At 32.4% G+C, this 20,992-nt stretch carries 17 protein-coding genes; 8 read left to right on the top strand and 9 right to left on the bottom strand.

Translation table 11 applies throughout. The features are described from left to right. Window positions 1-150: 150 nt before the first annotated feature. The 4 genes from HRU50_RS03300 to HRU50_RS03285 are packed head-to-tail and all read left to right on the top strand — an operon-like array spanning window position 151 to window position 5,842. A complete protein-coding gene (locus HRU50_RS03300) occupies window positions 151-3,072 on the top strand; it encodes a hypothetical protein (protein WP_296348145.1) in 2,922 nt (973 codons plus the stop codon). Between the two features lie 22 nt (window positions 3,073-3,094). Next, window positions 3,095-4,375: a trypsin-like peptidase domain-containing protein gene (locus tag HRU50_RS03295; RefSeq protein ID WP_296348143.1), complete on the top strand. Its 1,281-nt coding sequence runs from the start codon at window positions 3,095-3,097 to the stop codon at window positions 4,373-4,375. A gap of 12 nt (window positions 4,376-4,387) precedes the next feature. Further along, complete coding sequence (locus HRU50_RS03290; protein ID WP_296348141.1) at window positions 4,388-5,110, top strand: serine protease; 723 nt, start codon at window positions 4,388-4,390, stop codon at window positions 5,108-5,110. A gap of 30 nt (window positions 5,111-5,140) precedes the next feature. Then, complete coding sequence (locus HRU50_RS03285) at window positions 5,141-5,842, top strand: hypothetical protein (protein WP_296348138.1); 702 nt, start codon at window positions 5,141-5,143, stop codon at window positions 5,840-5,842. A gap of 167 nt (window positions 5,843-6,009) precedes the next feature. On the opposite strand, the gene HRU50_RS03280 is transcribed toward HRU50_RS03285, so the two are convergent. From HRU50_RS03280 to prfB, 5 genes are all read right to left on the bottom strand, one after another. After that, a complete protein-coding gene (locus HRU50_RS03280; protein WP_296348137.1) occupies window positions 6,010-8,487 on the bottom strand; it encodes a TonB-dependent receptor in 2,478 nt (825 codons plus the stop codon). Between the two features lie 115 nt (window positions 8,488-8,602). Further along, on the bottom strand, window positions 8,603-9,142 hold the full coding sequence (locus HRU50_RS03275) for a hypothetical protein (protein WP_296348135.1): 540 nt from the start codon (window positions 9,140-9,142) through the stop codon (window positions 8,603-8,605). A gap of 1 nt (window position 9,143) precedes the next feature. Beyond that, window positions 9,144-9,485, bottom strand: a complete 342-nt coding sequence (arsC, locus tag HRU50_RS03270) for an arsenate reductase (glutaredoxin) (RefSeq protein WP_296348133.1) — start codon at window positions 9,483-9,485, stop codon at window positions 9,144-9,146. Window positions 9,486-9,519: 34 nt separating this feature from the next. Further along, window positions 9,520-10,137, bottom strand: coding sequence for an HAD family phosphatase (locus tag HRU50_RS03265; protein WP_296348130.1), 618 nt, complete (start codon window positions 10,135-10,137; stop codon window positions 9,520-9,522). Further along, window positions 10,138-11,248, bottom strand: a protein-coding gene (gene prfB / locus HRU50_RS03260) for a peptide chain release factor 2 (RefSeq protein WP_296348128.1) whose coding sequence is annotated in 2 segments (ribosomal slippage) — window positions 10,138-11,184 and window positions 11,186-11,248 — 1,110 coding nt in all. Because the reading frame shifts where the segments join, the coding sequence is not laid out codon by codon here. 105 nt (window positions 11,249-11,353) lie between these two features. Between prfB and HRU50_RS03255 the strand changes: the two genes are divergently transcribed. Further along, window positions 11,354-12,373, top strand: coding sequence for a GntG family PLP-dependent aldolase (locus HRU50_RS03255; RefSeq protein ID WP_296348126.1), 1,020 nt, complete (start codon window positions 11,354-11,356; stop codon window positions 12,371-12,373). Window positions 12,374-12,457: 84 nt separating this feature from the next. On the opposite strand, the gene HRU50_RS03250 is transcribed toward HRU50_RS03255, so the two are convergent. Both HRU50_RS03250 and HRU50_RS03245 read right to left on the bottom strand, forming a co-directional pair. Next, a complete protein-coding gene (locus HRU50_RS03250) occupies window positions 12,458-13,588 on the bottom strand; it encodes a hypothetical protein (RefSeq protein WP_296348124.1) in 1,131 nt (376 codons plus the stop codon). Window positions 13,589-13,736: 148 nt separating this feature from the next. Beyond that, window positions 13,737-14,060: a YbaB/EbfC family nucleoid-associated protein gene (locus HRU50_RS03245; RefSeq protein ID WP_296348123.1), complete on the bottom strand. Its 324-nt coding sequence runs from the start codon at window positions 14,058-14,060 to the stop codon at window positions 13,737-13,739. Window positions 14,061-14,136: 76 nt separating this feature from the next. On the opposite strand from HRU50_RS03245, the gene HRU50_RS03240 reads away from it, so the two are divergent. The 3 genes from HRU50_RS03240 to HRU50_RS03230 all read left to right on the top strand — a co-directional run bounded on the left by HRU50_RS03240 (window position 14,137) and on the right by HRU50_RS03230 (window position 18,757). After that, on the top strand, window positions 14,137-16,197 hold the full coding sequence (locus tag HRU50_RS03240; RefSeq protein WP_296348121.1) for a S9 family peptidase: 2,061 nt from the start codon (window positions 14,137-14,139) through the stop codon (window positions 16,195-16,197). 68 nt (window positions 16,198-16,265) lie between these two features. After that, window positions 16,266-17,303, top strand: a complete 1,038-nt coding sequence (locus tag HRU50_RS03235) for a PLP-dependent cysteine synthase family protein (RefSeq protein ID WP_296348119.1) — start codon at window positions 16,266-16,268, stop codon at window positions 17,301-17,303. Between the two features lie 194 nt (window positions 17,304-17,497). Beyond that, complete coding sequence (locus tag HRU50_RS03230) at window positions 17,498-18,757, top strand: aminotransferase class I/II-fold pyridoxal phosphate-dependent enzyme (RefSeq protein ID WP_296348117.1); 1,260 nt, start codon at window positions 17,498-17,500, stop codon at window positions 18,755-18,757. A gap of 56 nt (window positions 18,758-18,813) precedes the next feature. Here HRU50_RS03230 and HRU50_RS03225 read toward each other — a convergent pair whose 3' ends face one another. Both HRU50_RS03225 and HRU50_RS03220 read right to left on the bottom strand, forming a co-directional pair. Beyond that, window positions 18,814-19,932, bottom strand: coding sequence for a GNAT family N-acetyltransferase (locus tag HRU50_RS03225; protein WP_296348115.1), 1,119 nt, complete (start codon window positions 19,930-19,932; stop codon window positions 18,814-18,816). A gap of 8 nt (window positions 19,933-19,940) precedes the next feature. Beyond that, complete coding sequence (locus HRU50_RS03220; protein WP_296348113.1) at window positions 19,941-20,912, bottom strand: transporter; 972 nt, start codon at window positions 20,910-20,912, stop codon at window positions 19,941-19,943. Window positions 20,913-20,992 lie beyond the last annotated feature (80 nt).

Below are 20,992 nucleotides of genomic sequence, written 5' to 3'. Positions count from 1 at the left end.
TTCACTGAGTGTCATCTCCTTAAATGATACTGAATACATAATTCGTTGTTGACATTGCGATTATAAGTAAAAGATACCTTGTATTGGGTATGGTTTACAGTTTTTATTGCAATTAATTTTGAAACATTAACCAACTAAATTATACGGATTATGAAACTTCGATTACTGCTAATTTTAATTTTAGCGACCCTAACTAATGTTTTTGCACAAAAATCGGCACCAGTCGCAGGAGATGCAGCAGAGCTGATGGACTTATTGAAAAAGGACTATAATGCAGTTGATCCGGAGTTAAGGAATGAAACCATATCAAAAGATATGTTTAGGGTTACGTCCATCTTTAAATCATATTTAACAGATATAGAACGCGATGTAGATAAAGGTTGTGAAGATTTTTTTGATAAACTAATTAAAGTAATCTCAATTTCAGAAGAACAGTTTGTTGTTGATTATGTACTTTTTGGGATAGATGTTGACAACGATGATGATTCAACAAAAATCGCAAAATTTTGCTTGAAAGTAAGTGAGTTGCAAGAAGCATTCGAATCTTATAATAAACAGAAACTACTTTACAACAATGAGAGAAATCAAAATCGATTAAATGATACTGACATAAGAAATTACGAGGCCGAGAAGAAAAATTATTATCTAATAAAATTTTATTCAGATTTAATTTCATTCTCTCAGTTGAGTGATATTTACGAAAATTCAAAGAATACTTATTTAAGTCATGTTCTAGAACTATTTATTAAAAAGTATTCAACGGTGTTTTTTAATAAGGAAGATTTCTCTGCTCAAGTCAACTACAGCTCTTCAATTCAAAAATCCCTGCCTTTTTTAGGAGGGGACCTTACTTTTGAAACCATAATTGATGGCCTAAGTCGGTTTTTAGCGAAGCGGATTAAAGAGGAATTAACAACCCATGCCATAGAGAAAATTCAGAACTATTTAAATAATCCTAGTCAGGAGAGTTATTTAAACGAATTAATTGTATTGCTACCTGAAACAACGGATTACATAAAAAGCTTCGAGGCTAGCCAAGTATTGAATTTCACTGATGATTTTAAGCAATACATAGAAAAGGACTTAAATAATCTATTGGCAAATGCAAGTAATTTACAGACGACGCCAAGATTTGAAAAGTTGATAAAGAACAATCCAGATATAGGATTTGCTTTTGAAGCCTTGGATTTAATACCTCAGATTTCAAAAATAAAAGAACCATTAGACTATTTCGAAATTTTAGAGAATAGCCCTAACCTTCAACGCTGGGCAGAAAATTCAAGAGAAAAGATAAAATTCAACATTGCAAACACCATTAAACTAACATCTCTACTTGCTCATAGTTTATTGGTCATTGATGATGGTAAACAAAAATTAGTGTCTTTAGACTTTATGAGTAACTATGGATCAGAAAAGGAATTCTATTTTTTGTACATAGGATTTTTAAACCAGCAACAAGAAAAATACTTCAAAGTTCAGTTTGTCAAAGACGATTATGCTTTAGTTAATTTGAAGTTTAAAAAACTTATGGAGAATGTCACGCCAGATAATGTCACAACTACTGAAACATCGATTAAGTTTATTAAAAACCATATTAATCACATTGTCACTAATGTAGAAAAAATTCAATCTGATCTCGAGAATATTAAAAAAGCAAATAAAAACAATGAAAAGATAGAAATTACCCAAGTACACAGTGTGGTTGGAACTCTAATAGAATTTTCAGAAGCTTTAGTGAATACAGTTGATGACATCCTTATTAAAGGCCAAACTCTTCATTTTTTGGATTCCAATATTGATGAGAATATTGTAATAAAAAAGACCAAACCATATTTTGAGACTGCCAAATCAGTTAATGATATATTTTTAGATCTGCACAACAAAAATTATACGACAGCTATAATAAGTGCTCTAGAAATTTCTTCTAATTTCTCGAAAAACAAGGTGTCAATATCTGCTATAACCAATTTGAGTAATGCACTTGAGGTTTCCAAAAATATCAAAGTGTTAAAAACATTCTTAAGCACTACAAAAATTCCAAATTCTGATAAGAAAAAGAAAGATTTAAAAGATTTAGCAGTGATAGTAGAACAAATAGTCAATTACCCCTTAGATCCAAAATTAGCCAATATAAAAATACAATTTAAGAAAGTTGATAATGCTATAAAAGCTGATAGTAATGAGGATTTTAAAAAGGAAATTGAAAAGTTAAAAACTGAGTTTTTGTCTGATTTTGAGGAAGTTTTTAATGAATATACAGATGTAGATTTAACGAACTCCATAATTCTTCCGATTGAAGAATATATTGATAATAGCGGACTAAAGGCTAACATACAATCACAACTAAAGGGGTGTCTCAAAAGTTTAATTAAAAACACCTACAACGCATATCTTTTGAATGATAGCTCTAAACTAGAAGAATCCAAAGAAGAGTTTTTAAGATATTTTAACGCCTATCTTCCAGAATTGACTAAAAAAGTATTTAAAATTAAAGACCATAATGTCTTGAAAATTGTTCATTTTATCACTGATATTGCCGTATCTAAAAATTCTGAAGATGTTGAGGCAGCGCTTGAGGCATTCGCACTTCCTGCTGGTAGTTCGTCGGCAAAAGAAAAGACATCTACCTATGTGTCTATAAATTCATATCCTGGAATTTTGGCAGGTTTTGAGTTTAGTGACAGTGGTTCAGATAAGGACGCGGAACATTTAGGTATTACTGCTCCTATAGGTATATATGGCCAGTTTTTCGAAACTAAAAAAGGGAGCTTTGGCTTTTTTGTTCCAATCATAGACATTGGTGCACCTGTGAGACTTAGATTAGATAATGATAGTAACACAGAAACACTACCTGATTTTAATATTAAGGATATCTTTTCCCCAGGGTTGTACCTAAGTTATGGATTTAACAATTCACCCTTTGCAATAAATGCAGGTGTTCAGTATGGTCCAAAACTTAGGGATATTGATAATGGTGCTGGTGTATTTAATGATATTGAATCTTATAGAGTGAGCTTAGGCCTAGTAATAGATATTCCTTTGTTTACATTGTTCAATAGAGGTGTAGATTAGGATGAAATATTTAAATCAATTAATGGTCCTGACTTTTCTTTTTTTTCCATTTTACTTAATTGGGCAAGTAAAAGATACCATTGTTGTTGAAAATAATGTGAAAAGTGTAGATTCTATAAAACAGAACTTAATTATAGGAATTATCACCAATAATGAAGGAATACCATTATCAGAGGTAATAGTTATAAATAAGACGGACTATAACAGCGTTTTAACAAACCAGGAAGGAAACTATGCAATACATGCTGTTAAAGGCGATACATTGAGTTATCTTCTTTTTGAATATTACAGCAAAGAGATACAGGTTAAGAATGAAAAAGTAATTGATGTTATTCTTGAGGAGTTTGATGACGTTATTATATATGAACCAGACCAGATCATCGAAGAAAAGGAAATTCTAGAAGCTTACGATATGGAGACTGAAACTGTGGTTGAAATGGCGCTCATGGTTGCTGCACCAGAAGAAGAAGATTTAGAAAATATTAATCTACCTTGTCTAAATGCGAAAAGGTTAGTAGGTAAAAAAAGATATGATAGTCGATTCGAACGTTCTGATTTAGATTCAAGTGTCAAATGGCAATCTTCAATTCTTGAAAAGACTGAATCAGTTGCCGTAATTATGGAGAAGGAGAAATTGTTTAAGTATTCGTTAGATAGTTATCAATTAGATACTTCGAGTAGTTTAGGTGAAATATATAATCTATGTGACAACCAAATTTTCAAGAATCAACCCGTTGTCGGTACAGGTACAGGATTTATTGTTGGCGAAAATTCAATGTTAACTGCTAAGCATGTATTTGAAAGGCATATTGAGGATTATGTTGTCGTTTTTGGGTATGACATTTCAAATGGTGATGGTCAAATACAATCAAAAATCCCTAAGTCTAACGTTTTTTATCCTAAATCCTTTGAATATGTAAATGAGGAATTAGATGTAGTTCAATTTACAGTAGATCGGGAATTTAAAAGACCAATTTTAGAATGGGAAAATTCACGTTCCATTGACTATAAAACTGAGATTTTCATGATAGGTCATCCAGCAGGTTTACCAATCAAGATTGCCCTGAATGCTAACATTGAAGATAATGCTCCTTTTCAATATTTTTATACGTCCTTAGATGGATTTCAGGGTAATTCAGGTTCTCCGATATTTAATTTATGTACTAATAAAGTCATAGGCATTTTGGTTTCGGGTCAATTAGACTACGAGTTTAACGGCATTTGCTATGAGACTACACTTTGTAAGTTTCCCTATTGCCAAGGAGAAAAAGTAATACGAATAGAACAGATTTTAAATAATTAAATAAACCCAACCATGCCACCAGAAAACAACTTTCCAGATCAAATTTCAATTGAAACCATACGAGCTTCAAAGTTTGATGGTATTGCTTATCAAAATGTTAGAAGAAACCGCCGAGGAGAAAGAGATCATCATTCTACATCGTTCTTTATAAGCCGAAACTTTCTGTTAACTTCAGCGCATAATGTTTCAGGACTCATATTTGGACTTAATAAGCCTAATAAACTCTCAATCTATCCTTCAAAAATAGGTAATGATGAGCATCTTGGTTCAATTATTTACAATATAGGTTATCGTCGAAATATCAGTATAGCTCCAGGCTATAGTTTTAGACGAAGAAGAACACATATTTCGCACGATATGGCTTTGATATATATTCCCGAAGAGATCGTATCTAATAACAGGCATTTAGATAATCTCCCAATTTTACCAATATTAGAGGATTTAACGAGTTTAGAAGAGGGCGAACCTGTATACTGCGCTGGTTATCCAGCAGCAGATGAATATGCTGATCAATTTATTATGACACTCGATGAGTCCACACTAGGAAGAATAAGGAATTCTTCCTTTAAGCATAATTTAGATACTAAAAGAGGAAATAGCGGATCACCAATCATGGTAAAACGAAATTCAGAGTATCATGTTATTGGAATTAATTCTATTCGTCATAATGGAACGCTAATTAAAGATTCAAAAAAACGATGGATTCAAAGTACTATGGAAAGAATGACGAGATAAAGTAATGAAGGAATTTAATACATAAATAATATGAAATCAAACCTACAACACTCAGATTACCGTATCCGTAAACTTATAGGTACATTAGGTTTACTATTACCAATTGTATTGCCAATAGCTAAAGGTGAATTTTTAGCATCAATTAGTCATTATTATTACCATACATTATCGTCGCTTATTTTTATCATTATTCTATCTTCTTTTGGACTCTTTTTATTGTCTTATAGAGGTTATAAAATAGATACATCAACAGAAAAAATAAGCGATGATTTTTTAACTAATATTGGTGGTTTAGCAGCTTTGATTGTGGTTTTAATACCTACATGTTGTTACGATAGTGGAAATGAAGCGATAGAAAAGTTATGCAATACGCCTTTAGAACCTTTATTTGGGCATATAGATAAAACATTTAGCACCATTCATTTAGTGGCTGCTGGTGTTTTTATTTTGTGTATGGGTTGGATGTCACGTTTTAAATTTACAAGAGGTTCAGATGATGGTAATCATAAATTATATAAATGTTGTGGTAATACGGTTTTTGTTTCTGTGGCACTTATTATAATTTGTATTGTTATTGAGAAATGGATAACTAAAGAATTTATAATACACGATTACTATGTTTATATTTTTGAGACCACAGCAGTAATACCATTTGGAATTTCTTGGTTAGTAAAAGGAAAAGCCATTGATGACATTCGAGGTATGACTAATAGAATGTTTAAACGTAAATAAAAACAAAAAAATATTGTTTGACGAGTCTTTTAACTTGTTGAACTTCTTCTAATTAATTGATAACATCTATCTTTAATAGGTAGATGTTTTTTTTATAAAAGTTAATAAATGAAATTAAAAATGGAATTTAGAAACACAACCGTTAGTTAATAAAATACTGGAACCTTTTATCCCTCAAACTCAAAATCACCACCATTTCTTCCACCATTGCGCTCACGCTTCTTTTGTTGGTTAAACCTATAGGTAAAAGCCACATTGAATGAGCGTACACGCCACTGAAACTCACTATAGTTATTAAAAGTGTCAGTGAAGTTATCGCTACGTCTTTTACGAGAATTAAAAACATCTCTCACATTAAAGGCAATAGAAGCTTTATCCTTAAATAAGTCTTTACTGAAGGCTAAATCGGTTGAGAATATGCCTTGATTTCTACTTTGGGCAGTTTCGCTTGGACCTCTGTAAAACACACGTGTTTGCCAATCTATATCACCAGGAAGCGTATATTTATTATTTAATCTTATAAACCAACTTAGGTTATCAGCATCAAAATTTTGTCCTTCAAAATCACCTCTTGTACTAGAATTAAATAAGTTGAAGTTACCGTTCAGATTCCATTTTTTGGTTGGTCTGTAGGTTAAAGTGAATTCTAAACCAAAGCGTTCATTCGTTGCTAGGTTAATTGGTGTACGTCTAATAACAGGTATTAAATCAAAATCTTCATTGAGTTGATCAAAGTTAGAATCGTTAATGTTAACGGTCTGATTATTTTCAAAAATGTAAAAATTATCAGTACTTAATGCTACAAAATTAAAGGCGTCTTTAGTATGTTGAAAGTATATAGAACTTGTTAGAGATAATTTCCCAATTTTTTTGAAGTATCCAAAATCTACAGCATCGGTTGTAGTCGGATCTAAATCTGGATTTCCTTGAAATAGGTTAGTGGCACTACTTCGAGAAGGAAATGGATTGATGAACCTTGATCGTGGCCTTCTAATACGTCTGTTGTAGCCAAAAGTAATATTCTCGTCTTCAGATAATTCAAAAGCTAAGTTTACTGTTGGAAATAGTTGGTGGTATTCTTTTTTATCAAAATCGCCACTTGTAACCTGATCTATAGTAATGCGAGTGCCTTCGTAACGCAAACCTAGAAGATATGAGAATTTTTCACCGATCTTATTTCCAAATTGACTATAAAAAGCATTTACATGTTGTTTAAAATCTAAGCTGTTGCTAAGATTTGTATTAATCTGGAAAGTATTTCCTTCATCAAAACTAGACTCCACTAAATAATCGGTAACAAGATCAAAGAATTCACCTCTATAACCAAACTCAAATTGACCGGTTTCCTCAACAGGTTGCACATAATCTGCTTGGAGTAATATTCTGTTCTGACTCTCATCAGTTTCAACGAATTCTACATCAAAACCATTTTGATTAATGAGTGACTGTTCTAATTCTTGGCTATCTTCAACCTGAAAATCTAGTGTTAATTTGTGTTGGCTGTTACCATTAAATTGTTTGTCATAGCTTAATGAATATTGTACAGTTTTATCGTCTTCAAACTCAGGATCTCTTCGGATTGTAGTGTTTGTGAGATTATTATTTGCATCAAATTCTCTTGCTAGATTAAAAGCATTTCTTTCGTTATCACTATCGCGATACACAAAGGTTCCGGTTATAGAACTCGTTTCATTGACATACCATTCTATGCCTGTGTTTGTGCTGTAGCCTTTTCGTTCTCTGTCAAAATCGCGCTCTTCAATTAAAAACGTACTAGGCTCCTCACCATTAAAAAATTCAGTTTCATTTAAAGCATTTCCTGGAGATTCTCTATAATCATAACTTGTGGTATTAAATATATTTATATCACCAGTTCTGTAGTTAATATTTCCAGAAATACCAGCTTGAGTCGGATAGCCACCATTTACTGTGATAGCTCCATTTAAGCCTTGTAATTTGCTACGCCTAAGAATAATATTAAGTATACCTGCGGATCCTTCTGCATCATATCTGGCTGAAGGTGAAGTAATAACCTCAACACGTTCTATAGATTCAGCTGGTAATTGTCTTAGAGCGTCTGTAGAGTTAAGACCTACCAAACCTGATGGCTTTCCATTTATTAGAATTCTTACATCATCATTACCTCTTAAAGCAACATTTCCTTCCACATCTACAGATACCGAAGGTACATTATCTAAAACATCACTAACAGTGCCACCTCGCACGGTTAAATCTTTACCGACGTTATATATTTTCTTATCTAACTTAATCTCTACTGTTGTGCGCTCAGCAACAATAGTAACTTCATCTAATGATGAGACATCTGGTGATAAGCTGACTGTTCCGAGATTAATAGATTTAGAAATTGTTTTGTTTAAGTATTCTTTTGTTTTATAAGAAATATACTCAACATATATATTGTAGGTTCCTGCTGGAATTTCAACTGAAAAGTCACCTTTTGAATCTGTAATTGAACCTGTAACTACAGCATTGTCAGAAGGTCTTTTTATTGTTATGGTAGCGTATTCTAAAGGGAAATTCAGCTCCTCATCAATAACTTTTCCTTTTACGGTGATATCTTTTTGTCCAAATGAAATAGAAGTTATAAATAGAGCAAATAGAAATGCAAAAAGATTAAGTTTCATAAAAAAATAAATGATAGTTGTGCTTAGTTGCGCAAAAGTACATTTACTATTTTCTACCTAACTTAATCTTTTGTTAAATGGTAATTAGCATTCCTTATACTATTATTGAAAGCATTTATTCATCTATTTTTTCTTTTTTATCTTCTTCGTCTTCGTTTTTCTTTTTTCGCTTCTTTTTCTTTTTTTTCTTCTTCTTTTTCTTCTTTTCTTTTTCAACCTCTTTTTCGTCAAAGTCACCTGTTATAAGTTCTTTGAGTTTGATCATGTCATTTTTAGAAATGAGTTCTTCTAATTCTTTAAAATGGGTATTGTTAAGGTTTTCAATCGCTTTTTCTCTATCGAAAGATCTTTCGTATTGAATTTTATAAAGCTTTAATTTTTCATCGTAATAGCTAGAAAGATATTGTTTTATTATTTCCTTTTGAAAATCGTCTGCCTCTAGAGTCGTTAAGAAGTTATTAATATACTCCGCTTTACGTTCTTCCATTTTTCTTTCACGTTCGGCTAATTCTTTTTCACTAGGTTCTGAATTATTATGTGGAATTCTATTAATCTCTCTGGCCGCCCGACCTCGTCCACCAAAACCACCTGTCATTTGGCTATAGCCATCCATGCCTACAATAAGAAGAACAATTAAAAATAATGACTTTTTCATACTAGATAATGTTTTTAATATTTTCTGGGGGTCTTCCAACCACAGCTTTATTATTATTTACGACAATTGGTCGTTCTATCAATTTGGGATGATTTACCATTGCTTTAATAATATGGCTATCTGATAAATCTTTTCCTTTATAGTCTGACTTCCAAATAGCTTCATTCTTTCTAACTAAATCTATTGGTGCAATACCTAATTTTTTGATTATAGCTTTCAAAGTGTCTTCATTTAAATGTTCATCTAGATATTTTACAATTTCAAAGTTTTTACCAGAAGACTCTAAAATCTCTAAGCCTTCTCTAGATTTTCTACATCTTGGGTTGTGATAAATTGTAATCATATATATATTTTCCCGATAAAGCAGGAATCTTATTTTAAATAGTTATTGAATACGTCTTTAATTCGTCAAGCAACTGTTCTGGTGTTTCAAAATGTATGCCATTAATACCAAGCTCTATCGCAGCTTCAATATTTCTTAAATTATCATCTATAAAGATAGCCTTTTCTGCTTTTATATTAAAGCGGTTAAGTGTTAACTCATAAATTTCTTTAAAAGGTTTACGTGTTTTTTCTTCACCAGAAACAAGAATGCCTTCAAACCAATGTAAGAACTCAAAGCGCTCTAAAGCAATAGGAAAAGTTTCGTGACTCCAATTTGTTAAGGCCACAACTTTATAGTCTGGATTGTCAATAAAACTTCTTAGAATATCAACAGTTCCTTCTATAGCATCACCAAGCATTTCTTCCCAGCGACCATAGAACATTCTAATATGTTCTTCGTACTCAGGATATAAATTAACAAGGTCTTCTGTAGCTTGTTGAAGCGGATAGCCAGCATCTTGGTTTTCGTTCCAATCGGATGTGCAAATATTATCAAAAAACCATTGCATTTTTTCTCTGTTACCATTAAAAACATCAAGAAAAACATATTCTGGATTCCAGTCTATTAAAACACCACCTAAATCGAAAATTATGGTATCAATACTTTTCATTTACAAGTTACTTGGGTTTTCTTCTTTTTGTCCCATCATCATAAGGTAGGCCTTTAAAAATGGTTCTAAATCACCATTCATAACGGCATCTACATTACCAGATTCATGAGCAGATCGTACATCTTTTACTAATTTATAAGGATGCATTACATAGTTACGAATTTGGCTTCCCCATTCAATTTTCATTTTACTCGCCTCTATATCTTCGCGTTGTGCCATTTGTTTCTGAAGTTCAATTTCATACAATTGAGATTTTAACATCTGCATTGCTCTGGCACGGTTATCGTGCTGCGAACGTGTTTCTGAACATTGTATTTGTATACCGGTTGGTTTATGTAATAGCTGAACTTTAGTTTCTACTTTGTTTACATTTTGTCCACCTGCACCACTAGAACGTGCTGTTGTAATTTCAATATCTGCTGGATTTATTTCAATTTCAATTGAATCGTCAACCAAAGGGTAAACATAAACTGAAGCAAAACTTGTATGACGCTTTGCGTTACTGTCAAATGGTGAAATTCTAACTAAACGATGCACACCATTTTCACCCTTAAGCCAACCAAAAGCATAGTCGCCTTCAATCTCTAGGGTTACTGTTTTTATGCCAGCGACATCACCTTCTTGATGATTCAATTCTTTGATTTTAAAACCACTTTTTTCAGCATACATTAAATACATACGCATAAGCATACTTGCCCAATCGCAGCTCTCGGTGCCACCAGCACCAGCAGTAATTTGTAGTACAGCGCTTAAGCTATCGCCTTCATCCGAAAGCATGTTTTTAAACTCTAATTTTTCGAGGGAATTTGTAGCTTGTTCAAAGCGATATTCTACATCTTCTTGAGTGGCTTCATCTTCTTTATAAAATTCGTAAATGACTTCTAAGTCTTCAGATAATGTTTTAGCAGTGTTATAATCTTTTACCCAACTTTTTTTCTCTCTTAAGGATTTCATTACCTGTTCGGCTTTTTTTGAGTCGTTCCAAAAGTTTGGGTCGAACGTCTGTTCTTCTTCGTTAGCGATTTCTATAAGTTTAGCATCTAAGTCAAAGATACTGTCTAAGTTTGTCTAGACGGGAATTAAGATCTTTAATTTGATCGGAAGTTATCATATATGTTTTAGTTTCTAGCAAATATAATATGCATCATTTCATTCCCATAATTTTGAATTGGATTTTTAAAATGTGTAGTTTTATCTTCATAAAAATGACATAATAATGATTATTGATTTAAGAAGTGATACAGTAACAAAGCCTACAAAAGAAATGTTAGACGCAATGTTATCTGCTGATGTAGGAGATGATGTGTATAAAGAAGATCCATCGGTAAATGAACTAGAAGAAAGACTCGCTAAAATGTTTGGGAAAGACATGGCGTTGTTTTTTCCAACAGGTAGTATGGCCAACCAAGCAGCTTTAAAATTACACACTAATCCAGGCGAACAAGTTATTTGTGATAAATATGCTCATATATATAATTATGAAGGTGGAGGTGCGTCATTTAATAGTGGAATTTCATGTAAATTAATAAATGGCCATAGAGGTATGTTTACAGCAGAACAAGCAGAAGCATCAATAAATCCACCAGATTTTTATCATAGTCCACTAACATCCTTAATAGCGATTGAAAACACTACTAATAAAGGTGGAGGAGCTTGTTGGGATTTTGAAGAGTTGCAACGCATACGAAAGGTAGCAGATAAACATAACCTCGGATATCATTTAGATGGTGCTAGATTATGGAATGCACTTATAGCTAAAGGTGAATCACCAAAACAATATGGTGAACTATTTGATACTATTTCGGTTTGTTTGAGTAAAGGTTTAGGATGTCCAATGGGTTCCGTACTTATAGGTGATAATGAGTTAATGCAAAACGCTATTAGAATTCGTAAAATATTTGGAGGTGGAATGCGACAGGTAGGTTATATGGCTGCTGCCGGTTTATATGCTTTAGAAAATCATATTGATAGATTAACAGAAGATCATAAAAAAGCTATCGAAATAGGTGAGACGCTTTCTGAACTTTCATTGATAAAGAAAGTTGAACCCTTAGAAACAAATATTATTATTTTTGAGTTGAATGATAGAGTAGGTGAAAATGATTTTATAGAAAAATTAAATGCCAATAATATTTTTATTATTGGAATGGGGAGTAATAAATTGAGAATGGTAACTCATATAGATTATACTGATGAGATGCATAATAAATTAATAACTACATTGAGAAATATCTAAGTTTTTGAAGAATCTTATAAATAAAAAAGAGAGATACATAAGTATCTCTCTTTTTATTGCTATTAAGTTTTTTATTTTAATATTTTACCAACAGTGTTGATATTCATACTCACATAGTTCACCACCTTGAGTACTTGTTCCACTTACAACTTCAACAACACCACGTTTATATCCTGGCCCAATGTTAAAGCTACAGTTTGTTTTAAATTTAGTGTAATAACAGTTACCAACGTATACATAAATCCATTTTCCAAAAGTACCATTTGGATTTGCGCCACTAACCGACATTAAATCATCTTGTCCAACAACATCATCGAAAATCTTAACAGCATAACATGTTTTCTTATATCGTTGATACAGTCTTACTCTCCAATCATGAGGCCAATCCCATTTAAATGTAATGTTATTTACTTTTCCTAAACAATCGTTACACACTTCAGGTTCAGGTAAATCTTTCATTATAATTAATGGCTGTTTGTCGTTATTAGGAATTAATACAACACCAACCTTATCACCGCATTGTGGGGTAAATCCAGCACCGTTATTCTTTGCTAAATTAACAAGTTCTTGTCCCATTGCGATATCATTACCATTGGAGTTCCAATTTCCAATTGGGTCAGTTAAGTATGTACAAGAATTACAGTTAAAGTCATCAATTAAATCCCAAATAGCATATTGAATATGTCCAAAGGTATAAGCTCCAAGACCGTTTGGACTATTTTCGCCAATGATAGTTTGGTTTAATAACCAATTTACCTTGTCAAAATTTTCTGGATGTTCAAATGCACCACTAGGTAGAGGTTCATACGAAGAATAAACTGTAAAATCGTGTGTTTCATTAGCGCCCAAACCTAAATCTACATCTACACACCAGGCAGGTATGTCAGATCCTGCTAGAACATCTGTTGAATCATTAATGTTTATTGAGAAATAACCTTCAGACCCAGGTTTTGCTGTAGTAGTGATACTTACAGAACTAGGTAAATCATCTCCGTTAACAAGATAGTCGCAGTTAGATGCATTTCCAGTGGATTTCATTAAAATCTCACTAGATTTGTTAAACATTAATTCTTTATCCTCCTCACCGTCTCCAACAACAATACCGTCAACGACTCTTAATTCAGGATTTTGATTTGTGTCATCTGTGCTTTCATTCTGACAAGAGGTGAATGAAATTAAGAGACATAAAGTTAATACTCTAAATAATTGCTTCATAATTGATTATCTTTAGTTAATAGCGAACCAAATATATTTGTTTAAGAAAGTGTTAATGAAATTAATTGTTGAATTTCTACAAATAATAGACGAATAGACAAAAGGTATTTTTTATAGATAAAACGAGAGCCCTAAGTTTATAAATACCTTATTTAAACATATCCATACCAGGTATATTAGGCATTCCAGCTTTTGCTACAGATGCAACTTCAGTTTCATGAATAGTGGTAGCGCGTTCAATAGCTTTATTAATGGTTAGAATTAAATAATCTTCAAGCATTTCTTTATCTTCAAGTAGATTATCATCTATTTCAATAGATTTAATGGTTCTATTGGCTGTGATGCTTACCTTTAATTTTTCGTCACTACTTGACTCGTCAATAAGGACACTATTTAATCGTTCTTTCGTTTCTTCAACTTTTTTCTGAGCTTCCTTAAGTTTGCTCATCATTCCCATCATATCACCAAACATAGGATTATAAATTTTAGAATTAATAAGGCGTAAAATTAGTAAATTGCGCTCATTTTTTAGACTATCGAAAACACTAATGAATAAAACTTATAATCTGGAAGCACCTAGAGCTAAAAAGGTTCCGCAAAAGCTACAGAAACACAATGATTTAAGAATTGATGACTATTTCTGGATAAACGACAAAGAAAATCCTGAAGTTATTCAGTATTTGAATGAAGAAAATACTTATTGCGATAAAATTCTAACGCATACGAAGAGTTTTCAAGAAAACCTGTTTGAAGAGATGAAATCAAGAATCAAAGAAGATGATTCCTCGGTTCCCTATAAGTATAATGGTTATTGGTACATCACTAAATTTGAAAAAGGTAAAGATTATCCTATTTATTCTCGTAAAAAAGAATCTTTAGAAGCAGAAGAAGAGTTGCTCTTTGATTGTAATGTTATGGCAGAAGGACATTCCTACTTTAGATTGGTTGGAATAAGTATTAGTCCAGATAATAAGTTGGTTTCTTACGGTATTGATACCACGGGTCGAAGACAGTACACTATTCATATTAAAACTATTGCAACTGATGAGGTCAAGTCTGAAGCTATAGAAAATACAACTGGATCTTCGTCTTGGGCTAATGACAACAAAACATTGTTTTACACCAAGAAGGACCCAGTAACATTAAGAGCATTTCAAATTTTTAAACATTCCTTAGGGCAAAACTCAGACACACTTGTTTACGAAGAATCTGACGATACTTTTGGTGCTACCGTGTACAAGTCAAAGTCTAGAAAATACATCATTATAGCTTGCTACAGTACACTTACTAATGAATATCATATTCTTAATGCTGATAAACCTAATGGCAACTTTGAGGTTTTTTGCCCGAGAGTTAGAGCATTAGAATATAGTATTTCACATTTTGAGAATTATTTCTACATACTTACAAATAAAGATAATGCCACTAATTTTAAATTAATGCGTTGTAAGGAAAATGAGAGGAACATTGAAAATTGGCAGGAAGTAATAGCACATAGAGCGTCTGTTTTAATTGAAAACATAGATATATTTAAGGACTTTTTGGTCGTTAGTGAAAGAGAAAATGGACTAAATGAAATTCGAATTATTTCATCTTTCACAAACGAAGAATACTATTTACCTTTTAATAGTGAAACTTATACTGCTTACACAACTACCAATGTTGAATTTGATACAGACGTACTTAGATATGCCTATAATTCTTTAACAACACCAGCTTCTGTTATAGAATTTAACATGAACACTAAATCTAAAAAAGTTTTAAAAGAGCAAGAAGTTTTAGGAGGTAAGTTTAAAAAAGAAAATTACACTTCTAAGCGTATTTGGGCAACGGCAGATGATGGTACCAAAATTCCTATGTCTATGGTTTACAGAAAAGGAATAACTATGGACGGTAAAAATCCATTGTTACAATATGCATATGGTAGTTATGGTTCTACCGTAGATCCCTATTTCTCAACCATCCGATTAAGTTTATTAGATAGAGGCTTTATATATGTTATAGCTCATGTCAGAGGTGGTGAATATTTAGGGCGAGATTGGTATAACGATGGAAAGCTTCTAAATAAGAAAAACACTTTTACAGATTTTGTAGCATGTTCTAAGTATTTAATTTCTATGGAATATACATCCGCTAAACATCTATATGCAATGGGTGGAAGTGCAGGTGGATTATTAATGGGTGTTATTGTTAACGAAGCTCCTCATTTATATAATGGTGTGGTAGCCTCTGTACCTTTTGTGGATGTGGTAACAACAATGTTGGATGATTCTATTCCTTTAACAACTGGGGAATATGATGAATGGGGAAATCCTAACGAAGAGACCTTTTATAATTATATGAAGTCTTATTCACCTTATGATAATGTAACAGGACAAAATTATCCAAATATGTTAGTGACCTCTGGTCTTCATGATTCACAAGTACAGTATTGGGAACCGACAAAATGGGTAGCAAAATTAAGAGATTTAAAAACAGATTCTAATAAGATTTTACTTAGAACTAATATGGATGCCGGTCATGGAGGTGCTTCTGGAAGATTCGAAAGTTTAAAGGAAGATGCAGAAGAATTTGCATTTCTTTTAGATTTAGAAGGTATTTATGAGTAATTAAAAAAAATTGATTAGTTTTGTGGGGTTTTAGAGTATATAAAAGTTACTCTCATTAACTAACATTTATGGACAAAAACAAAAATGTGTTTAATAATGTATTACAACTGATAGGTAGTACACCGCTTATTAAACTAAATCAAATGACCAAAGATTTTGATGGTGAGTTTTATGCTAAAGTAGAAGCCTTCAATCCTGGTCACTCTTCCAAAGATAGAATAGCATTACATATTATTGAAGAAGCTGAGCGCAAGGGAATTTTAACTCCTGGAGATACAATCATTGAGACAACCTCGGGTAATACCGGTTTTAGTATTGCAATGGTGAGTATTTTAAAAGGCTATGAATGTATTCTTGCTGTAAGTTCAAAGTCTTCGGCAGACAAAATAGATATGTTAAAGTCAATGGGTGCAAAAGTATATGTTTGCCCAGCGCACGTTAAGGCTGATGATCCGAGATCATATTATCAGGTAGCAAAACGTTTGCATGACGAGATTAAAGGATCTATTTATATAAATCAATATTTTAATGAGTTAAATATTGATGCGCATTATAAATCAACCGGACCGGAAATATGGAATCAGACTGAAGGTAAAATCACGCATTTAGTGGCGTGTAGTGGTACAGGTGGAACAATATCTGGTATTGCTAAATATCTTAAAGAACAAAATCCTGAGGTTAAAATAATTGGTGTTGATGCTTATGGTTCTGTACTAAAGAAATATCATGAAACTAGAGAGTTCGACGAAAAAGAAATTTACCCATACCGTATAGAAGGATTAGGAAAAAATCTTATTCCAACGGCAACAGACTTTGATTTAATCGACAAGTTTGTTAAAGTAACCGATGAAGAAAGTGCCCATACTGCAAGAGAAATTTCAAGAACTGAAGGTCTTTTTGTAGGTTATACAAGTGGTGCGGCGATGCAGGCATTAAAGCAACTTAATGAGCAAGGTGAATTTAAAAATTCTGATAAAATTGTCGTTGTTTTTCCAGATCACGGTTCTCGATATATGAGTAAAGTTTATAATGACAAATGGATGGAAGATCAAGGATTTTTTGATAGTCAGAATGAAGTACATGCTCCGATAGAGTATATTAAATAAGCTAACGAACTAATAAACAAGAACCTATCACGTTAAATGATAGGTTTTTTTATGTTTAAAAGTCGGTTAATAGTTAATGGAATAATATTATGCTATCATCATAATATTACCTAATTTTGCCAACTGAACTAGATTAACTAACTTAAGGTGTGAGTACAAAACAGTGCAGGCACAAGTAATAGCAACCGTTATTTATGAAGGACTTATTTGATAAAATTTACAAAGACAAAGGACCGTTAGGGAAGTGGGCTTCTCAGGCTGAAGGGTATTTTGTTTTTCCGAAATTGGAGGGTGAAATTTCTAACAGAATGAAATTTCAAGGAAAAGATGTTATAACTTGGAGTATTAACGATTACCTAGGTCTTGCAAACCATCCGGAGGTAAGGAAAGTTGATGCAGAGGCTGCTGCCAAATATGGATCTGCTTATCCGATGGGAGCAAGAATGATGTCTGGACATACAGATCTTCACGAAAAATTGCAAAATGAATTGGCTGATTTTGTAAGTAAAGAAGCTGCATATTTATTAAACTTTGGTTATCAAGGAATCATGTCTACTATTGATGCACTTGTTGCTAAAGATGACATTATAGTTTATGATGTGGATTCTCATGCATGTATTATAGATGGTGTAAGATTACACATGGGCAAGCGTTTTACGTATAAGCATAATGATATTGAAAGCTTAGAGAAAAATCTTGAACGCGCTACGAAAATGGCCGAGCAAACAGGTGGTGGAATTCTTGTGATTTCTGAAGGTGTATTTGGTATGCGTGGTGAGCAAGGAAGATTAAAAGAAATTGTAGAATTAAAAAAGAAATTCAACTTTAGACTTCTTGTTGATGATGCTCATGGTTTTGGTACTTTAGGGAAAACTGGTGCTGGAGCAGGTGAGGAGCAAGGTGTACAAGATGATATAGATGTGTATTTTGCAACATTCGCAAAATCCTTAGCAAGTACAGGTGCTTTTATAGCAGGTGATAAAGAGATTATTGATTATCTAAAATATAATCTACGTTCTCAAATGTTTGCAAAGTCTTTACAGATGCAATTAACAGTCGGTGCATTAAAGCGTTTAGAAATGTTACGCACTATGCCAGAGTTAAAGGCTAAACTTTGGGAAAATGTAAATGCATTACAATCTGGGTTAAAAGAGAGAGGTTTTGATATAGGAACTACTCAAAGTTGTGTGACACCAGTGTATTTAAAAGGTAGCATTCCTGAAGCAATGGCATTAGTTAAAGATCTAAGAGAAAATCACGGAATATTCTGTTCTATAGTAGTTTATCCTGTTATACCTAAAGGATTAATTTTATTAAGAATGATTCCAACTGCAACACATACATTAGAAGATGTCAAAGAAACTTTAGACGCTTTTGACGCTATTAGAGAACGTTTAGAAAATGGTACTTACAGAAGAATGTCTGCAGCTTTAATTGCTGCAATGGGTGAGTAACCAACGTTGTAAATTAAAAATAGTAAAGGCTTTACATATCGTAAAGCCTTTTTTAATTATAAATCCTTTTTAAATGTTTTTCGACGTCTGTATACTACTGGATCAAAATGTTTCCAAATTTTATGGATAGCTTCATTATCCTCTAGTTCTGGTGTTCTGTAGCAAGTTTTTATACCCTTTTCAGTGAAAACTTCATAATATTCATTAAAAATCACAGCATGTACACCTTTATTCTGATATTCTGGATGTATCCCTATTAAATAGAAAATAACATCTTTACTATTTTTCTTGGCTTTTAAAATATGCCTAAAGCCAAAAGGAAATAAATTACCCTTAATTTTTTGAAGCGCTTCAGCAAAACGAGGCATTACTATAGCAAAACCAATAAGTTTGTCCTCACTATCCACAACAAATTTTATGTATTCAGGATTAACAAAACTTATAAATTTCTTCTTGAAATATTCTTTTTGAATATCAGTAATTTCAACAAATGAAGATAACGAAGCATAACTTTCATTAAATAAGTCAAACATTCTATCCGCGTAAGGCATGACTTCTTCTGTCTTCGTAAACTTTAGAGCCTTAAGTCCGTATCTTCGTTTAATAAGTTCTTGTGCTTTTTTAAAGGCCTCTGGTTTTACATTTTCAAATAGAAACTTACTTTCTGAATACTTTTTTTCAATTATGAAACCATGTGCTTGGTAATGATTTACATAATAAGGATAATTATACCATGTAATCATTGGGCCAATGTTTTCAAACCCTTCTGTTAAAATACCAACCTTATCTAAATTAGAAAATCCTACCGGACCTTCAGTATACTCAAGATTATTTTTCCTTCCAATCGTTTCTACAGTCTCTAGAAGTTTCTTGCTTACTTCTAAATCATCAATAAAATCAAACCAACCAAAACGCATTTTTTTTATGCCTTGATTGTTAATCTCTAACCAGTTAATAATTGCTGCTACGCGACCAACAACTTTCCCGTCCTTAAAAGCGAGAAAAAAGCGAGCGTCAGCATCCTTGAAAATAGGATTTTTATCTTTATTAAATGTTTCAAGTTCTTGTTTAATTATTGGAGGAACCCAATATTCAGAATCTTTATATAGCGAGAAAGGAAACTTTACAAATGCTTTAAGGTCCTTTTTACTTATAGCTTCTTTAATTGTAATCATGTGGCTGGTTATAGATCGTCGTCAGTATCTTCCTTTTTCTTTTTCTTCTTTTTGTTTTTTCTTTTTTTCTTGAATTTTCCAGTATTTCCGTTGCCGTTATCAATTTGTTTATCTTGATGAAAATCTAATCGATAAGAAGCACCAAAGGCAATATTAAAAATTGAAGGAGTATCCTTAGTATTAAAAGCAATATTCGCATCTAGCTGAAAATTTGAACTCCATAAATAAGCACCACCAACTCTAAAAATATTATCAGCGTAAAAATCACTCTTGATCCCTTGTGTTTCACCAAAAACAACCCATTGTGGTGTGAAAGAATGTGTCAGTGTTAAAATATATTGAAAATCAGAGAAATCTGTACCAATTCTATCTTTAATAAGGTTCATTACAAATACCCAGCCGCCATTAAAATTATTTTGAGTCGCAAGCATTACCTTAGGACTAAATCCTTCTATTCCAGGACCTGTGTAAGGATTATTTTCTGTGTCAAAATTTGCCCCAACAAATAGTGATACAGCAGGAATTAGTGATTTCCACTGAAATTTTCTATTCGCATGGTAGCTGTATAAATTTGGTTTAGCCTCTTCTGCATTTTTGTATGGATCGTAAAGTAGATACTTTGCACCTAAAGTAAGATTTCTAAAGTTGGCTCTTGGATTTTCTACTGATACTGCTGAACTGTTTATAGTTTGTGTGTCATTTTGATATACACCATCTAGCTGTAATTCTAACTCTTCAAATAATAGGCCATATCGGATTGCAAAGTCTAGCCCAAATCCCGAAACATCATAATTTAATCTAGAATGTTCTTCGTTAACAGTAAATGCCCCTGCTTCAAATTGAACAACATTGGTCCCGACAGAAAAGGCACTTTCTGAAACACCAGGACGATTTGAGTTAATCACGTCTGTATATTGTGCAAAAGAAAAGGAATAGGTAAGTAGAGCAGTAAAAATTAAAAGTGATTTGAGTCTTCGCATTTATCTATGGTTTAAATTCAAATATATGTATTTTATACTTTTTTTAAGGAATAATAACGGATTATAAATGTGTATAATTG

Source organism: Winogradskyella sp. (genome assembly GCF_013213835.1).
Classification (GTDB): Bacteria; Bacteroidota; Bacteroidia; order Flavobacteriales; family Flavobacteriaceae; genus Winogradskyella.
Note: the sequence above shows the minus strand (reverse complement) of the source record. Positions and strands in the feature narration are given on the sequence as shown.

Bases quoted from the DNA above. Each gene is read 5' to 3' on its own strand.
- HRU50_RS03255 (WP_296348126.1), top strand. From the start codon at position 11,354: ATGATTATTGATTTAAGAAGTGATACAGTAACAAAGCCTACAAAAGAA.
- HRU50_RS03290 (WP_296348141.1), top strand. From the start codon at position 4,388: ATGCCACCAGAAAACAACTTTCCAGATCAAATTTCAATTGAAACCATA.
- HRU50_RS03285 (WP_296348138.1), top strand. From the start codon at position 5,141: ATGAAATCAAACCTACAACACTCAGATTACCGTATCCGTAAACTTATA.
- HRU50_RS03295 (WP_296348143.1), top strand. From the start codon at position 3,095: ATGGTCCTGACTTTTCTTTTTTTTCCATTTTACTTAATTGGGCAAGTA.
- HRU50_RS03275 (WP_296348135.1), bottom strand. From the start codon at position 9,142: ATGAAAAAGTCATTATTTTTAATTGTTCTTCTTATTGTAGGCATGGAT.
- HRU50_RS03250 (WP_296348124.1), bottom strand. From the start codon at position 13,588: ATGAAGCAATTATTTAGAGTATTAACTTTATGTCTCTTAATTTCATTC.
- HRU50_RS03220 (WP_296348113.1), bottom strand. From the start codon at position 20,912: ATGCGAAGACTCAAATCACTTTTAATTTTTACTGCTCTACTTACCTAT.
- HRU50_RS03235 (WP_296348119.1), top strand. From the start codon at position 16,266: ATGGACAAAAACAAAAATGTGTTTAATAATGTATTACAACTGATAGGT.
- HRU50_RS03300 (WP_296348145.1), top strand. From the start codon at position 151: ATGAAACTTCGATTACTGCTAATTTTAATTTTAGCGACCCTAACTAAT.
- HRU50_RS03280 (WP_296348137.1), bottom strand. From the start codon at position 8,487: ATGAAACTTAATCTTTTTGCATTTCTATTTGCTCTATTTATAACTTCT.
- HRU50_RS03240 (WP_296348121.1), top strand. From the start codon at position 14,137: ATGAATAAAACTTATAATCTGGAAGCACCTAGAGCTAAAAAGGTTCCG.
- HRU50_RS03265 (WP_296348130.1), bottom strand. From the start codon at position 10,137: ATGAAAAGTATTGATACCATAATTTTCGATTTAGGTGGTGTTTTAATA.
- arsC (WP_296348133.1), bottom strand. From the start codon at position 9,485: ATGATTACAATTTATCACAACCCAAGATGTAGAAAATCTAGAGAAGGC.
- HRU50_RS03230 (WP_296348117.1), top strand. From the start codon at position 17,498: ATGAAGGACTTATTTGATAAAATTTACAAAGACAAAGGACCGTTAGGG.
- HRU50_RS03225 (WP_296348115.1), bottom strand. From the start codon at position 19,932: ATGATTACAATTAAAGAAGCTATAAGTAAAAAGGACCTTAAAGCATTT.
- HRU50_RS03245 (WP_296348123.1), bottom strand. From the start codon at position 14,060: ATGTTTGGTGATATGATGGGAATGATGAGCAAACTTAAGGAAGCTCAG.